Annotated in this window: 12 protein-coding genes; 1 reads left to right on the plus strand and 11 read right to left on the minus strand. The window is 72.2% G+C overall.

Going from position 1 to position 13,379, the window contains the following annotated elements:
* Window positions 1–161 precede the first annotated feature (161 nt).
* From ccsB to hemL, 6 genes are read right to left on the minus strand one after another with little or no spacing between them, the layout of a single operon-like run.
* Window positions 162–1,139, minus strand: coding sequence for a c-type cytochrome biogenesis protein CcsB (gene ccsB, locus EJF31_RS08320; protein WP_125036613.1), 978 nt, complete (start codon window positions 1,137–1,139; stop codon window positions 162–164).
* Window positions 1,136–2,779 (minus strand): cytochrome c biogenesis protein ResB, encoded by a 1,644-nt coding sequence (locus EJF31_RS08325; RefSeq protein ID WP_125036614.1) that lies wholly within the window; start codon window positions 2,777–2,779, stop codon window positions 1,136–1,138. Before EJF31_RS08325 ends, ccsB begins: the two co-directional genes overlap by 4 nt.
* Window positions 2,776–3,537, minus strand: coding sequence for a cytochrome c biogenesis CcdA family protein (locus EJF31_RS08330; protein WP_125036615.1), 762 nt, complete (start codon window positions 3,535–3,537; stop codon window positions 2,776–2,778). Before EJF31_RS08330 ends, EJF31_RS08325 begins: the two co-directional genes overlap by 4 nt.
* Window positions 3,530–4,120 carry a TlpA disulfide reductase family protein gene (locus tag EJF31_RS08335; protein WP_125037699.1) on the minus strand — a complete coding sequence of 197 codons (591 nt, stop codon included), beginning with the start codon at window positions 4,118–4,120 and terminating at the stop codon, window positions 3,530–3,532. Before EJF31_RS08335 ends, EJF31_RS08330 begins: the two co-directional genes overlap by 8 nt.
* Window positions 4,117–4,797: a histidine phosphatase family protein gene (locus EJF31_RS08340; RefSeq protein ID WP_125036616.1), complete on the minus strand. Its 681-nt coding sequence runs from the start codon at window positions 4,795–4,797 to the stop codon at window positions 4,117–4,119. Before EJF31_RS08340 ends, EJF31_RS08335 begins: the two co-directional genes overlap by 4 nt.
* Window positions 4,794–6,134: a glutamate-1-semialdehyde 2,1-aminomutase gene (hemL, locus tag EJF31_RS08345; protein ID WP_125036617.1), complete on the minus strand. Its 1,341-nt coding sequence runs from the start codon at window positions 6,132–6,134 to the stop codon at window positions 4,794–4,796. Before hemL ends, EJF31_RS08340 begins: the two co-directional genes overlap by 4 nt.
* Window positions 6,135–6,428: 294 nt before the next feature.
* Between hemL and EJF31_RS08350 the strand changes: the two genes are divergently transcribed.
* On the plus strand, window positions 6,429–7,580 hold the full coding sequence (locus EJF31_RS08350; RefSeq protein ID WP_260430709.1) for a lytic transglycosylase domain-containing protein: 1,152 nt from the start codon (window positions 6,429–6,431) through the stop codon (window positions 7,578–7,580).
* Window positions 7,581–7,651: 71 nt separating this feature from the next.
* On the opposite strand, the gene hemB is transcribed toward EJF31_RS08350, so the two are convergent.
* From hemB to EJF31_RS08375, 5 genes are read right to left on the minus strand one after another with little or no spacing between them, the layout of a single operon-like run.
* Window positions 7,652–8,656 (minus strand): porphobilinogen synthase, encoded by a 1,005-nt coding sequence (hemB, locus tag EJF31_RS08355; protein ID WP_221767503.1) that lies wholly within the window; start codon window positions 8,654–8,656, stop codon window positions 7,652–7,654.
* Window positions 8,653–10,329 (minus strand): uroporphyrinogen-III synthase, encoded by a 1,677-nt coding sequence (locus tag EJF31_RS08360; RefSeq protein WP_125036619.1) that lies wholly within the window; start codon window positions 10,327–10,329, stop codon window positions 8,653–8,655. Before EJF31_RS08360 ends, hemB begins: the two co-directional genes overlap by 4 nt.
* Window positions 10,326–11,297, minus strand: coding sequence for a hydroxymethylbilane synthase (gene hemC, locus EJF31_RS08365; RefSeq protein WP_125036620.1), 972 nt, complete (start codon window positions 11,295–11,297; stop codon window positions 10,326–10,328). Before hemC ends, EJF31_RS08360 begins: the two co-directional genes overlap by 4 nt.
* Entirely contained in the window at window positions 11,294–12,586 is a 1,293-nt protein-coding gene (locus EJF31_RS08370; RefSeq protein WP_125036621.1) for a glutamyl-tRNA reductase, read from the minus strand. Before EJF31_RS08370 ends, hemC begins: the two co-directional genes overlap by 4 nt.
* A 55-nt stretch (window positions 12,587–12,641) precedes the next feature.
* Window positions 12,642–13,346 (minus strand): redox-sensing transcriptional repressor Rex, encoded by a 705-nt coding sequence (locus EJF31_RS08375; RefSeq protein WP_125036622.1) that lies wholly within the window; start codon window positions 13,344–13,346, stop codon window positions 12,642–12,644.
* Between the last annotated feature and the right edge of the window lie 33 nt (window positions 13,347–13,379).

Consider the following 13,379-nt stretch of genomic DNA (forward strand, 5'->3'; position numbering starts at 1 on the left):
GCTCCGACCCTGGGTCCGAGCCGGCGACTGCACCCACGCCGCTTCACCATGTGAAGGTGTCGAAGCGTCACTTCTCATGGTGAGCTCACCGTGTGAAGTGACGGCTCACCCACTTCTCATGGTGAAGCTGTGACGGCCAGCCCCGGACGACCACCCCCGGCTCACTTCAGCTGGGAGATCTCCGGCGCGGCGTAGGAGTGCTGGCTGGTGCTCGAGAAGTAGTTGATCCCGATGAAGTTGAACCACAGGGTGGCCAGGCCGAGCAGCGCGAGGAGGGCGGCGTTGCGCCCCTTCCAGCCGGCGGTCGACCGGGCGTGCAGGTAGGCCGCGTAGACGACCCAGGTGATGAACGCCCAGACCTCCTTGGGGTCCCAGTTCCAGTAGGACGACCACGCCTGGTGGGCCCAGATCGGACCGGTGATCAGCACCGCGAAGGTCCACACCGGGAAGCCGAAGGCGTGGATCCGGTAGGAGACCCGGTCCAGCACGGCCAGCGACGGCACGCGGGCGAGCGGCCCCGTCTCCGCGCCGCCCCACTTGGCCTTGGCGAGGTAGATCGCCGACGTGATGCCGCCGAGCGTGAACGCGCCGGTCGCGAGGATCGCGGACACGACGTGGATCACGAGCCAGTAGGAGTCGAGGGCCTCGGTGAGCGGCGCGACGGGCTCGTAGAGCCACAGCACGGCGACCATCAGCAGCGTGAGGATGAAGCCGACCACGATCGGCGCCATCCACGAGAGCCCGAAACGGCGGTTCAGCACCAGGTAGAGCAGGCCGACGACGAAGGTGCCGCTGAGCGTGAACTCGTACATGTTGCCCCACGGCACCCGGTTGGGGTCCGCGGCCATCCCGCGGCCGACCAGCCCCACGAAGTGCAGCGCGACCGCCAGCCCGGTGAGCATCAGGCCCAGCCGGCCGAACAGGGCCGTACGACGGCTGGCGTCGGCGTCCGGCGTCCCGCCCGTGGCCACGGCGACCCCGCCGCGCGAGGAAGCGCCCGAGCCGGCCTTGACCGTGTCGGCCGGCACCTTGCGCAGCGAGGACCACTCGACGAGGTGCGCGAGCAGCGCGAGGAAGTAGACCACCCCGCAGGCCGCCACGGCCTGGTTGCTGAGGGTCTCCCATGCGGCGTCGGTCACGACTGCTCCTTCTCGGAATTCTTGTCGGCACGCTCCGGGGCCCCCGGCAGCGCCGCCACGATCTCGTCCAGCACGACGGCGACGTCACCGCCGCCCGAGCGGTCGAGCGCGGCCGCCTCGACCAGTGTGCCGTCCCCCTCGCGCCGGACACGAACCCAGACGCGACGCGGACGGATGAACAGCGACCCCAGGAGGCCGGCGAGGGCCAGGATCACGCCGGCGAGCGCGATCCGCTTGCCGGGGGTCTGGCTGATCTGGATCTTGTTCCAGCGCTGGATGCCGTCGAAGCTGACCGTCCCGAGGTGCTGGGGCAGCGTCACGGTGTCGCCCTGGCGCAGGTCGATCCGGTAGGGCGCGCCGTTCTTCTTGGTCAGCATCGTCGTGCCGGCCTTGTTGAGCGCGTAGATCGACTGCGGCGTCCCGTCGTCCATCCCGAGGTCGCCGGTGTAGACGAGCATCGAGACGAGCGGGTCGAGGGTGTCGCCGAACGCCGAGAAGTAGGAGCCGGTCTGCTTGGAGAACGCCACCGTCGGGTAGAACTCGCCCTCCAGCCCGATCTGGGTCGGCTCGGCGTCGGGGGCCTTGACGACGCCGAACGACGCGAAGCTCTGGTCGGTCGGCAGGAAGACCGTCGGGCCGCTGTAGACCTTGTGCCCCTTGCCGTCGCGGATCGTGATGACCGGCGCGTAGCCGTGGCCGATCAGGAACACCTCGGTGTTGCCGACCGTCAGCGGGTGGTTGACCTTGAGGTCGTAGCTCTTCTCCGGCGACGTCGGCGACTCGCGGTAGGTCAGCTGGGTGTCGAACGCGCGCGCCATGCCGGCCCGCGGCCCGGACGTGAGCCAGTCGACCGAGAAGTCCTTGATGTCGAAGGAGAACGGCTCCATGTCCGAGGACTTGAACAGGCTGCCGGGCACGAAGTCGTCGTACTGCGTGAGGTTGTTGGAGAAGCCGTTGCCGACCACCAGGATCACGCCGCCCTTGTAGCCGAAGAGACCGCCGAGGGCGAAGCCGACGAGCACGACCAGCACGGACAGGTGGAAGAGCAGGTTGCCGGCCTCGCGCAGGTAGCCGCGCTCGGCGGAGACGGCGTCGCCCTCGATGCGGACCCGGTAGCGCCGCTTGCGCAGCACCGCCGCAGCACCGGCGAGGACCTCGTCCTCCGCCACGTCCGTGGTGTACGACGCGTGGTCGGCGAGGCGGGTCAGGTTGCGGGGCGCCCGCGGGGGCTGGGACCGCAGGGCCCGCCAGTAGACGAACGTGCGGGGCACGATGCAGCCGACCAGCGAGACCATCAGCAGCAGGTAGATGGCGGAGAACCACGCGGAGTCGTAGACGGAGAAGAGCCCGAGCTTCTCGTAGACCGGCGTGAGCTGCGGGTGGGCGTCCTGCCAGCGCGACGTCTTGAGCGAGTCGACGCCCGTCTGCGGGATCAGCGAGCCCGGGATCGCCGCCAGGGCGAGCAGGAGCAGCAGCACCAGCGCGGTTCGCATCGAGGTGAGCTGGCGCCACGTCCAGCGCAGCAGCTCGCGGACATTCAGCTCGCCGGGGCGCCGGACGGGAGCCCGGCCGTCCTCGTCGAGGTTCTCGACGTGCCCCTCGGGCCGCTGGTTGGTCGGCTGGTCGGTCGGGGCGCTCACACGCTCACCTGCGAGGTGTTGACGAGGTGCAGCTGGATCCAGGTGACCGCGTGGTCCCACAGCCCGGTGACGAGCAGGACGCCGACGACGACCAGCATCAGGCCGCCGAGCCGGGTCACCCACGCCTCGTGGCGGCGTACGAACGAGAAGGCGCCCAGCGCCCGGCGGTAGGCCAGGCCGGCCACCACGAACGGGAGGCCGAGGCCGACGCAGTAGACGGCGGAGAGGAACGCGCCGCGGCCGGCGGTCGCCTCGTTGAGCGACAGCGTGGTGATCGCGGCGAGCGTCGGGCCGATGCAGGGGGTCCAGCCGAGGCCGAACAGCACGCCGAGCAGCGGCGCGGCCGCGAGCCCGACGGCGGGCACCTTGTGCACCCGCCAGTCGCGCTGGAGCAGCGGGATGAAGCCGGCGAAGGCGACGCCGAGCACGATCGTGAAGACGCCGAGCACGAGAGTGAGCGTGTCGCGCCAGGCGAAGAGCCAGTCACCGACGGCGCCGGAGGCGGTGCCGATCGCGACGAAGACGAAGGAGAAGCCGAGCACGAACAGCAGCGACCCGGCCAGCATCCGTCCGCGCCGCACCTCAGCCTCACCGGACGCGAGGTCGGCGCCGGAGAGGCCGGTGGCGTAGGAGAGGTAGCCCGGCAGCAGCGGGATCACGCACGGGGAGAAGAAGGACACCAGCCCGGCGATGAGCGCGACCGGGACGGCCAGCACCAGCGAGCCGGAGGCAGCGGTGTCGCGGAACCACTCACCCATCCGCGGTCACCTTGCCGGACTTGGCCACGTCGCCCACGAGGTCGACCAGCGTCTGGGTCGAGGGCAGCTCACCGATGATGCTCGCCGCGACCCGGCCCTGGCCGTCGAGCACGACGAAGCTCGGGATCGAGTTGGGCGTCAACGTGCCCCGGAAGGCCAGCAGGGCGTCACCCTTGGGCGAGAACACCGAGGGGTAGGGCACGTCGAAGGTGCGCACGAAGCCCTTGGCCTGGTCGGTCGAGGCGTCCCGGATGTTGATGCCGAGGAACTGCGCCTTGTCGCCGAGCTCGTTGGCGGCGGCCACCACGTCCGGCGCCTCGGCCCGGCACGGGGTGCACCAGGAGCCCCAGACCACGACCACCACGGGCTTGCCGTGGAAGGCCGCGATGTCGACGTCCTGGCCGTCGAGGTCGCTGCCGGTGAGCCCGACGACGTCGCCGCGGTCGGACGGGGCGACCTCGGTGACCGAGCCGTCGCCGGTGACGAAGCCCTTGTCACCGGTCCCGGACAGGCCGTTGCAGCCCGTCAGCAGGAGCAGGCAGGCAAGCGCGGCGCCGGTCGCGGCGCGGAGTCGGGTGGTCAGGGCCGCTTCTCCTCGGTCGCGCCGCCGGCCGAGAAGGGCGCCTTCTTGTCCCCGGTCGGGATCAGGTCGCCCGCCGGCTCGGAGTAGGAGACCTGGGTCAGCCGGTCGCCCACGAAGTGGAACGAGGTGAGCGAGCACAGCGTGCACTGGCGCTTGCGCGGGTCGTGGAGGAACGAGCGCTGCTCGACGTGCAGCCGGGTCGTCCAGATCGGCAGCTGGTGGGACACGATCACGGCCTCGTGACCGGCCGCGGCCTCGCGGGCGTCGTGCACCGCGGCCATCATGCGTGCGGCGATGTCCTTGTAGGGCTCGCCCCACGACGGCTTGAAGGGGTTCCACAGGTGCCGCCACGTGGCGGGGCTCTTGAGGGCGTTGTCGCCCTTGCCGAAGCGCTTGCCCTCGAAGACGTTGGTCGACTCGATCACCCGCGGGTCGGTGACGATCTGCAACCCCCGGGCGTCGGCCAGCGGCTGCCCGGTCTCCTGCGCGCGCTCGAGCGGCGAGGACACCAGGTGCACGATGTCGCGCTCCTTGATCGCGTCGGCGACCTTCTCGGCCATCCGGCGGCCGAGGTCGGAGAGGTGGAAGCCGTCGCGCTGGCCGTAGAGCACGCCCTCGGGGTTGTGGACCTCCCCGTGGCGCAGCAGGTGGACGATCGTGTCGGGCGTCTGGCTCATCGGGGTCCCTCGGAGGCGGCGGCCGCGGCACGGGCGGCCGCGGGCAGGGCGTCCAGCACGGTCTGCACCGCGCGGTCGTCGTGGGCGGAGGACAGGAACCACGCCTCGTACGCCGACGGCGGGAGGTAGACCTGCCGGTCGAGCATGGCGTGGAAGAAGGCGGCGTACGCCGCGGAGTCGGTGCGCGAGGCGTCGGCGAAGTCGCGGACCGGGCCGTCGGCGGGGTCGGTGAAGAAGACCGAGAACATCGTGCCGGTGGCCTGCACGACGTGGGGCACGCCGGCCTCCGCCAGGGCGGAGGCGGCCGCGGCCTTGATGGTCTCCCCGGCCGCCGTGATGTGGTCGTAGACCTCGTCGGTGGCCAGCCGCAGCGTGGTCAGCCCGGCCGTGGTGGCGATCGGGTTCCCCGAGAGCGTGCCGGCCTGGTAGACGGGCCCCTCGGGCGAGAGCCGCGACATCACGTCGGCGCGGCCGCCGAAGGCCGCCGCCGGGAAGCCGCCGCCCATCACCTTGCCGAAGGTCACCAGGTCGGGCTTCCAGCCCTCGACGGCGCCGTCGAGGCCCCACTGGCCGGTGCGGCTGGCGCGGAAGCCGGTCATCACCTCGTCGCTGACGAAGAGCGCACCGTGGCGGGCGCAGGTCTCGGCGAGGAACGCGTTGAAGCCGGGCTCGGGCGGGACGACGCCCATGTTGCCGGGCGCCGCCTCGGTGATCAGGCAGGCGATCCGGTCGCCGTGCTCGGCGAAGGCCTGCTCCACCGCGGCCCGGTCGTTGTAGGGCAGGACCAGCGTCAGGGCGGTCGACGACTCGGGCACGCCGGGCGTCCCGGGCACCGCGAAGGTCGCCAGCCCGGAGCCGGCCGAGGCCAGCAGCGAGTCGACGTGACCGTGGTAGCAGCCGGCGAACTTCACCACGACGTCCCGGCCGGTGAAGCCGCGGGCGAGCCGGATCGCGGACATCGTCGCCTCGGTCCCCGACGAGACGAAGCGGACCTTCTCGACCGGGGCGCGGGCCACGATCTCCTCGGCCAGCTCGACCTCCGGCTGGGTGGGCGTGCCGTACGACGTACCGCGGGAGACGGCGTCGGTGACGGCCGCCTGCACCTCGGGGTGGGCGTGGCCCAGCAGCATCGGCCCCCACGAGCAGATCAGGTCGACGTAGTCGTTGCCGTCGACGTCGGTGAGCCAGGCGCCGCGGGCCGACCGGATGAAGCGAGGGGTGCCGCCGACCGCGTTGAAGGCGCGGACCGGGGAGTTCACGCCGCCGGGGGTGACCGCGCGGGCGCGCTCGAACAGCGCTGCGGACGTCGCGGTCTGGGCAGTCTCGACGGGGGTCACACCTGCGATTGTCCTCGACGCGATCAACCGGTCCCCGCCGAGGTCACCCCAGCCCCCACGTGCGGGTGGGCTGGACCACTCGACCAGGCCCGTTGTTTCGCCGTCACGAGCGTGGGGAAGGGTCGTTTCAGAAGTGCTTCCCTCGAGCGTGTGCGACGGTGGTCACACAGGGGCCGCCCGTAACTCGCTGTGACAGCATTCGTTATCACGTCACACGTGGTGCTTGAGGGAGCACGACAGGTAGCGTGAAACAACAGGGAGAGCAACGCGATGTCAACACCGCGATTCGGTCGCATGCAGAAGGCCTCGGCACTCGTGCCACTGGCGCTGCTGTCGGCTGCCTGGACGGCCAGCATCGCCGGCGTCGGAGCCACGGAGGCCGCCTCCGCCGACGAGAACCCGTCCCAGATCCTGCCCGACGGCACGAGCGTCCCGACCGAGGCCATCGAGGCCCCGGCCAGCGTCTCGGTGCCCGGCACCGTCGCTCCCGGCGTGGGCAACGCCCACCAGGCCGTCACCACCGCCTCCACCTCCGGCATCCCGTCCGCCGCCCTGGCCGCCTACCAGCGCGCCGAGACGGTCATCAACTCCGCCGACAAGACCTGCAACCTGCCCTGGCAGCTGGTCGCCGCGATCGGCCGGGTCGAGTCCGACCACGGCCGCACCAACGGCAACCACCTCGACGCCAACGGCGTGGCCCACCCCGGCATCTACGGCATCGCGCTCAACGGCAAGCACAACACCTCGCTGATCCGCGACACCGACGCCGGCCAGTACGACGCCGACACCCGCTTCGACCGCGCGGTCGGCCCGATGCAGTTCATCCCCTCGACCTGGTCGGTCGTGGGCGTGGACGCCGACGGCGACGCGCAGCGCAACCCGCAGGACATCGACGACGCCTCGCTGGCGACCGCGGTCTACCTGTGCTCGGGCAACGACGACCTGTCGACGGTCAAGGGCCAGCACGCCTCGGTCTACCGCTACAACCACTCCAGCAGCTACGTCGACCTGGTGCTGTCGATCATGCAGGCCTACATGGACGGCGACTTCACCTCGGTGCCGACCTCCACGACCGCCGCCGGCTACCTCGTCCCCGAGACCGGCGTCCACAGCGGCCCGGTCCGCAACCACCACCCGGTCAGGCACCCGCACCACACGACCGGCGGCAACCCGGGCCCCGGCAACGAGCCGACCCAGGACCCCGGCCAGCCCACCACCCCGCCGCCCACGACGCCGGCCACCCCCGGTGGCGGTGGCGGCGGTGGCGGCCTCCCGGTCCCGACGCCGACCCTGCCCCCGCTCCCGACGCCGTCCGTGCCGCCGGTCGACGAGGTGCTCACCGTCGCCCAGGCGACCGCCGAGTGCCTCGCCCAGGGCCTGGTCGACAACCCGCTCTCCGCCAACGACGCGTTCGACCAGTGCGTGGCCGACCTGACGGGCAACTGAGCACCAGCCAGACAACGAGAACGGCCCCGGACCATCGGTCCGGGGCCGTTCTGCATGTGCGGGTCCGTCGGTCAGCGACGGGCGAGCAGCCTCGCTGCCTCGGCGGCCCAGTAGGTCAGCACGATGTCGGCGCCGGCGCGGCGGATGGAGGTGAGGGTCTCCAGGATGGCCGACTCACGATCGATCCAGCCGTTGGCGGCGGCGGCCTCGAGCATGGCGTACTCGCCGGAGACGTTGTACGCCGCGACCGGGACGTCGACGGCGTCGCGCACCCGGCGGATCACGTCGAGGTAGGCCAGGGCCGGCTTCACCATCACGATGTCGGCGCCCTCGGCGACGTCGAGCAGCGTCTCCCGGACGCCCTCGACCGCGTTGCCGGGATCCTGCTGGTAGGTACGTCGATCGCCGACCAGCGAGGAGTCGACGGCCTCACGGAAGGGGCCGAAGAATGCGGAGGCGTACTTCGCGGAGTAGGCCAGGATCGAGACGTCGGTGTGCTGCGCGGCGTCGAGCGCCTCGCGGATCACCCGCACCTGCCCGTCCATCATGCCGCTGGGCCCGACCATGTCGACGCCGGCGGCGGCATGGGCCCGCGCCATCTCGGCGTACACCGCGAGGGTCCGGTCGTTGTCGACCGACCCGTCGGCCGCCAGCACGCCGCAGTGGCCGTGGTCGGTGAACTCGTCGAGGCACAGGTCGCTCATCACGGTCAGCGCGTCACCCACCTCGGCGACCACGTCGGCGATCGCGACGTTCAGGATCCCCGCGGGGTCGATCGCCCCCGAGCCGACGGCGTCCTTGGCCGAGGGGATGCCGAAGAGCATCACGCCGCCCAGGCCCAGCTCGGCCGCCTCGGTGACGGCCTTGAGCAGCGACCCGCGGGTGTGCTGGACGACCCCGGGCATCGAGCCGATCGGGCGGGGCGCGTCGAGCCCCTCCCGCACGAAGACCGGCAGCACCAGCTGCCGGGCCTCGAGCGACGTCTCCGCGACCATCCGGCGCAGGGCCGGGGTGGTGCGCAGGCGACGGGGCCGGACGATCGGTCCGGACACCGGGGGCACGACGGGCTCGGTCATCGCGAGGTGGAGGCCTTCCGGCGGGCGGAGGGCTTGCGCTCGGACGGCTTGGTGACCGGCTGGCCGGCCTCGACCATGGCGTCGCGACGGGCGGCGCCGAAGTCGGCGAGCGCGTCGGTCAGCGCGTCCACGTCGGGCTTGGGCGACAGCACGTCGACCCGGAGCCCGTGCTCCTCGGCCGTCTTGGCCGTGGCGGGGCCGATGACGGCGATGATCGTCGAGGGGTGCGGCTTGCCGGCGATGCCGACGAGGTTGCGCACCGTCGAGGACGAGGTGAAGACGACCGCGTCGAACTTGCCGGTCTTGATCGCGTCACGGGTCGGCGCCGGCGGCGGGGTGGCCCGCACCGTGCGGTAGGCCGTGACGTCGTCGCACTCCCAGCCGAGGTCGATCAGGCCGGCCACGAGGTTCTCGGTGGCGATGTCGGCGCGCGGCAGGAAGACCCGGTTGATCGGGTCCAGCAGCTCGTCGTACTCGGGCCAGTCCTCGAGCAGGCCGGCGGCGGACTGCTCACCGGACGGCACGAGGTCGGCGCGCAGGCCCCAGGCGGCGATGGCCTGGGCGGTCTTGTCACCGACCGCGGCGATCTTCAGGCCGGAGAAGGCACGCGCGTCGAGGCCGTACTCCTCGAACTTCTCCCGGACCGCCTTGACGGCGTTGACCGAGGTGAAGGCGATCCACTCGTAGCGGCCCTCGACGAGGCCGCGCACGGCCTTGTCCATCTGCAGCGGGTTGCGGGGCGGCTCGACGGAGATGGTCGGGACCTCCTCCGGCACGGCGCCGTAGCCGCGCAGGCGCTCGGAGAGCGAGCCGGCCTGCTCCTTGGTGCGGGGCACCAGCACGCGCCAGCCGAACAGCGGCTTGGTCTCGAACCACGACAGCGTCTCGCGGAGGTCGACCACGTCGCCGATCACCGTGATGGCCGGCGGGGCCATCCGGGCGGCGCGGGCGTCGGCCGCGACGTGCTCGAGGTCGGAGACGACGGTGGCCTGCTCGGTGGTGGTGCCGACGCGGGTCATGGCGACCGGGGTCCGCGGGGAGCGGCCGGCGTCGACGAGCGCCTTGGCGATGTCGCCGATCATGCCGACGGCCGAGAGCAGCACGAGCGTGCGCTTGTCGGCGTACTGCGACCAGTCGACCTTGTCACCGCAGGTGACCACGGCCATCTCGCGGTTGTCCTTGGTGGTGAGCGGGATGCCGGCGTAGGCCGGGACCGCGCTGACCGAGGAGACGCCCGGGACGACCTCGAAGCCGAGCCCGGCCTTCACGCAGGACTGGGCCTCCTCGGGACCGGAGGCGTAGAGGAACGGGTCGCCGGCCATCAGGCGCACGACGCGGGCGCCCTTCTTGGCGTGCTTGACGACGACCTTGGCCCGGGCCGCGTGGGTCAGCGGCTGGCCGTCCTCGCCGAAGCCGCCGTCGACGATCTCGGGGCCGGCGACCGGCGCCTGCTCCTCGCCCTCCTCGGCGACCACGGGTGTGGGGAGGCCGAGCAGCCTGCGCACCAGGCCCGCGTGCTCGGGCACCTCGGTGACGACGACGTCGGCCTGCTTGAGCAGGTCGACGGCACGGACCGTGAGCAGACCCGGGTCACCCGGGCCACTGCCGACGAACGACACCCAGCCCCGGGTGGCTCCCGTGGTCGAGGTGGTGGTGGTCTTGCCTCGCGTCATGCGTTCTGCCTCTTGTCTGTGTCTTCCAGGCGGTCTTCCAGGCGGTCTGCCAGCCGTGCAGCCCCGTCGGCGAGCATCTCGTTCGCCAGGCGGGTCCCGACGCCAACGGCGTCGTTCGGGCCCCCCGATGCGGACATCCGCACCGACAGGCCCCCATCGAGGGACAGGGCGATCGCCCTGACCCAGATCTCGTCCCCGTCTTCTCCCTCGACGACCTCCGCCAGCGCCCCGATCGGCGCCGAGCAGCCGCCCTCGAGAGTGGCCAGCACCGCGCGCTCGGCGGCGACCGCCGCGTGCGTGGGCCGGTCGTCGAGCAGTGCCAGCTGTCCCAGCAGATCGGCGTCGTCCGCCCGGCACTCGATGCCCAGGGCACCCTGCCCGGGGGCGGGGAGCATCTGCAGCGGGTCGAGCACCTCGGTGGCCTCGTCGAGCCGGCCGATCCGGGCCAGGCCCGCACGGGCCAGGACCACGGCGTCGTACTCGCCGGAGCGGACCTTGCCGATCCTGGTGTCCACGTTCCCGCGGATCCCGTCGATCTCCAAACCGAGGCCGAGCGCGTGCAGCTGGGCCACGCGCCGAGGCGAGCCGGTGCCGACGCGGCTGCCGACCGGGAGCTCCCCGAGGGTGAGCCCGTCGCGGGCGACGACCACGTCGCGCGGGTCCTCGCGGAGGGGTACGGCGGCGAGCGCGACGCCCTCGTGCGGGTAGGTGGGGAGGTCCTTGAGCGAGTGCACCGCGACGTCCACGTCACCGCGCAGCAGGGCGTCCCGGAGCGCGCCGACGAAGACACCGGTGTTCGACGAGCCGGCCAGCGGGACGCCCGAGGCCTGGCTGAGGTCGCCCTCGGTGGTGACCTCGACGAGCACGGCCTCGCGGCCGAGACGCTCGCGCACCATCTCGGCGACGTGGCCGGCCTGGGTGGTGGCGAGGAGGGAGCGGCGGGTGCCGATGCGGACGGGCTCGGTCATGCAAGTCCCTCCGGTCGGGTGACGGCGTCGACGGCCTCGGGGTCGAGCGCGAAGAGCTCGGCGAGGGCGGCGGCGTAGGAGACGGCGCCGGTCTCGTTGGCCAGCTCCCTGACCCGCACGGTCGGCTGGTGGAGCAGCTTGTCGGCCACGCGGCGGACCGCCTGCAGGACCTCGGCACGGGAGTCCTCGTCCAGATCCGGCAGTCGACCGGAGAGCCGCTCCATCTCGGCGTCGACCACCGAGGTGGCCATCGAGCGGAGGGCGACCACGGTCGGGGTGACGCTCGCCTGGCGGCGCGCGGACAGGAAGGCCGCGACCTCCTGCGCCACGATCCGGCGGACGTTGCCGACCTCCTGACCGGTCACGGAGGTGCGCAGCTCCTCGGCCAGCTCGGCGAGGTTGATCAGGGTGACGCCCGGCAGGTCGGCCACGGCCGGGTCGACGTCGTGCGGGAGCGCGAGGTCGATGAGGGCCAGCGGCCGGCCGTCGGGCCGGGCCTCGCGGACCATGTCGGTGGTGACCAGCACGCCGGTGGCGCCGGTGCAGGTGATCACGATGTCGGCCTGCGCGAGCTCGGCGGGGAGCTGGGCCAGCGGCGCCGGGCGGGCGCCGTACTGCCCCGCGAGGCGGTCGGCGTTGCCGGCCGTCCGGTTGACGACGGTGACGTGGGCGGCGCCCAGCCTGGACACCGTGGCGGTCGACAGGCCGGCCATGGCACCGGCGCCCACCACGACGACCCGCTTGCCGGCGACGTCGCCGACGGCGGCACCGGAGCGCTCGAGCGCCGCGGTCACCAGGGAGGGGGCGGCCCGGTCGATGTCGGTCTCGGCGCGCGAGCGCTTGCCGACCCGGAGGGCCTGCTGGAAGAGGGTGTTCAGGCCCGAGCCGACGGTGCCGAGCTCCTGGCCCAGCCGCAGCGCCTCGCGGGTCTGCCCGAGGATCTGCCCCTCACCGACGGCCATCGAGTCGAGCCCGGCCGCCACCTGGAAGAGGTGGGAGACCGCGCCGTCGTCGTAGTGGACGTAGAGGTGCGGCAGCATCGCCTCGGCGGTCTCGCCGGCCCGCTGCACCAGCAGCCGCGAGACCTCCTCGACGGAGCCGTGGAAGCGGTCGACGTCGGCGTAGATCTCCAGCCGGTTGCACGTCGAGATGACGGTGGCCTCGGTGACGTGCTCGCACGAGGCCGCGTCGTGGACCAGCTTGTGCACGCCGTCGGCGTCGAGAGCCACGCGCTCGAGCAGGGAGACGGGTGCGGAGTTGTGGGAGATGCCCACGACCAGGACGCTCATTCGGGGTCCCCGCGGAAGCGTGAGCGAAGCGAGCAGTTTCGTGGGGTGTAGTGGCTCATGCGGTGGCCTCCCCGGCCTCGACGACTGCCTCGCCGTGCGCCTTGCGCTGCTCGTGGTAGGCGAGGATCTGCAGCTCGATGGAGAGGTCGACCTTGCGGACGTCCACCCCCTCGGGCACCGAGAGCACCACCGGTGCGAAGTTCAGGATCGAGCTGATGCCGCAGCCCACCATCCGGTCCGCGACGTCCTGGGCGGCGAGCGCCGGGGTCGCGATCACGCCGATGGCCACGCCGTGGTCGTGGACGATCTGCTCGAGGTCGTCGAAGGGGCGTACGTCGATCCCGGCGACCACCTCGCGGTGGCGCTGCGGGTCGGCGTCGAGCAGGGCGACGACGCGGAAGCCGCGGCTGCGGAAGCCGGAGAAGTTGGCGAGCGCGTGGCCCAGGTTGCCGATGCCCACGATGACCACGGGCCAGTCCTGGGTCACCCCGATCTCGCGGGCGATCTGGTAGCGCAGGTAGTCGACGTCGTAGCCGACGCCGCGGGTGCCGTAGCTGCCGAGGTAGGAGAGGTCCTTGCGGAGCTTGGCGCTGTTCACGCCCGCTGCGGCGGCGAGGTCCTCGGACGAGCAGGTGCCGGTGCCCTGCTCGGAGAGCGTGGTCAGGGCGCGGAGGTAGACGGGCAGCCGAGCGACGGTGGCCTCGGGGATGTCCCGGGCGCTCTCGGGGGATGTCCGTGCGGTCAAGGCTCTCGTCTCCATGCCTATGGATTCGGCCGCGGGATCCGGGCGGGG

The sequence above is a fragment of the Nocardioides sp. LS1 genome, assembly GCF_003865225.1.
GTDB lineage: Bacteria > Actinomycetota > Actinomycetes > Propionibacteriales > Nocardioidaceae > Nocardioides > Nocardioides ginsengisegetis.

Excerpts from the sequence above, each read along its gene's own strand:
- EJF31_RS08350 (WP_260430709.1), top strand. The coding sequence starts at position 6,429 with ATGCAGAAGGCCTCGGCACTCGTGCCACTGGCGCTGCTGTCGGCTGCC.
- EJF31_RS08370 (WP_125036621.1), bottom strand. The coding sequence starts at position 12,586 with ATGAGCGTCCTGGTCGTGGGCATCTCCCACAACTCCGCACCCGTCTCC.
- EJF31_RS08340 (WP_125036616.1), bottom strand. The coding sequence starts at position 4,797 with ATGAGCCAGACGCCCGACACGATCGTCCACCTGCTGCGCCACGGGGAG.
- EJF31_RS08360 (WP_125036619.1), bottom strand. The coding sequence starts at position 10,329 with ATGACGCGAGGCAAGACCACCACCACCTCGACCACGGGAGCCACCCGG.
- hemB (WP_221767503.1), bottom strand. The coding sequence starts at position 8,656 with ATGACCGAGCCCGTCGTGCCCCCGGTGTCCGGACCGATCGTCCGGCCC.
- EJF31_RS08330 (WP_125036615.1), bottom strand. The coding sequence starts at position 3,537 with ATGGGTGAGTGGTTCCGCGACACCGCTGCCTCCGGCTCGCTGGTGCTG.
- hemC (WP_125036620.1), bottom strand. The coding sequence starts at position 11,297 with ATGACCGAGCCCGTCCGCATCGGCACCCGCCGCTCCCTCCTCGCCACC.
- EJF31_RS08375 (WP_125036622.1), bottom strand. The coding sequence starts at position 13,346 with ATGGAGACGAGAGCCTTGACCGCACGGACATCCCCCGAGAGCGCCCGG.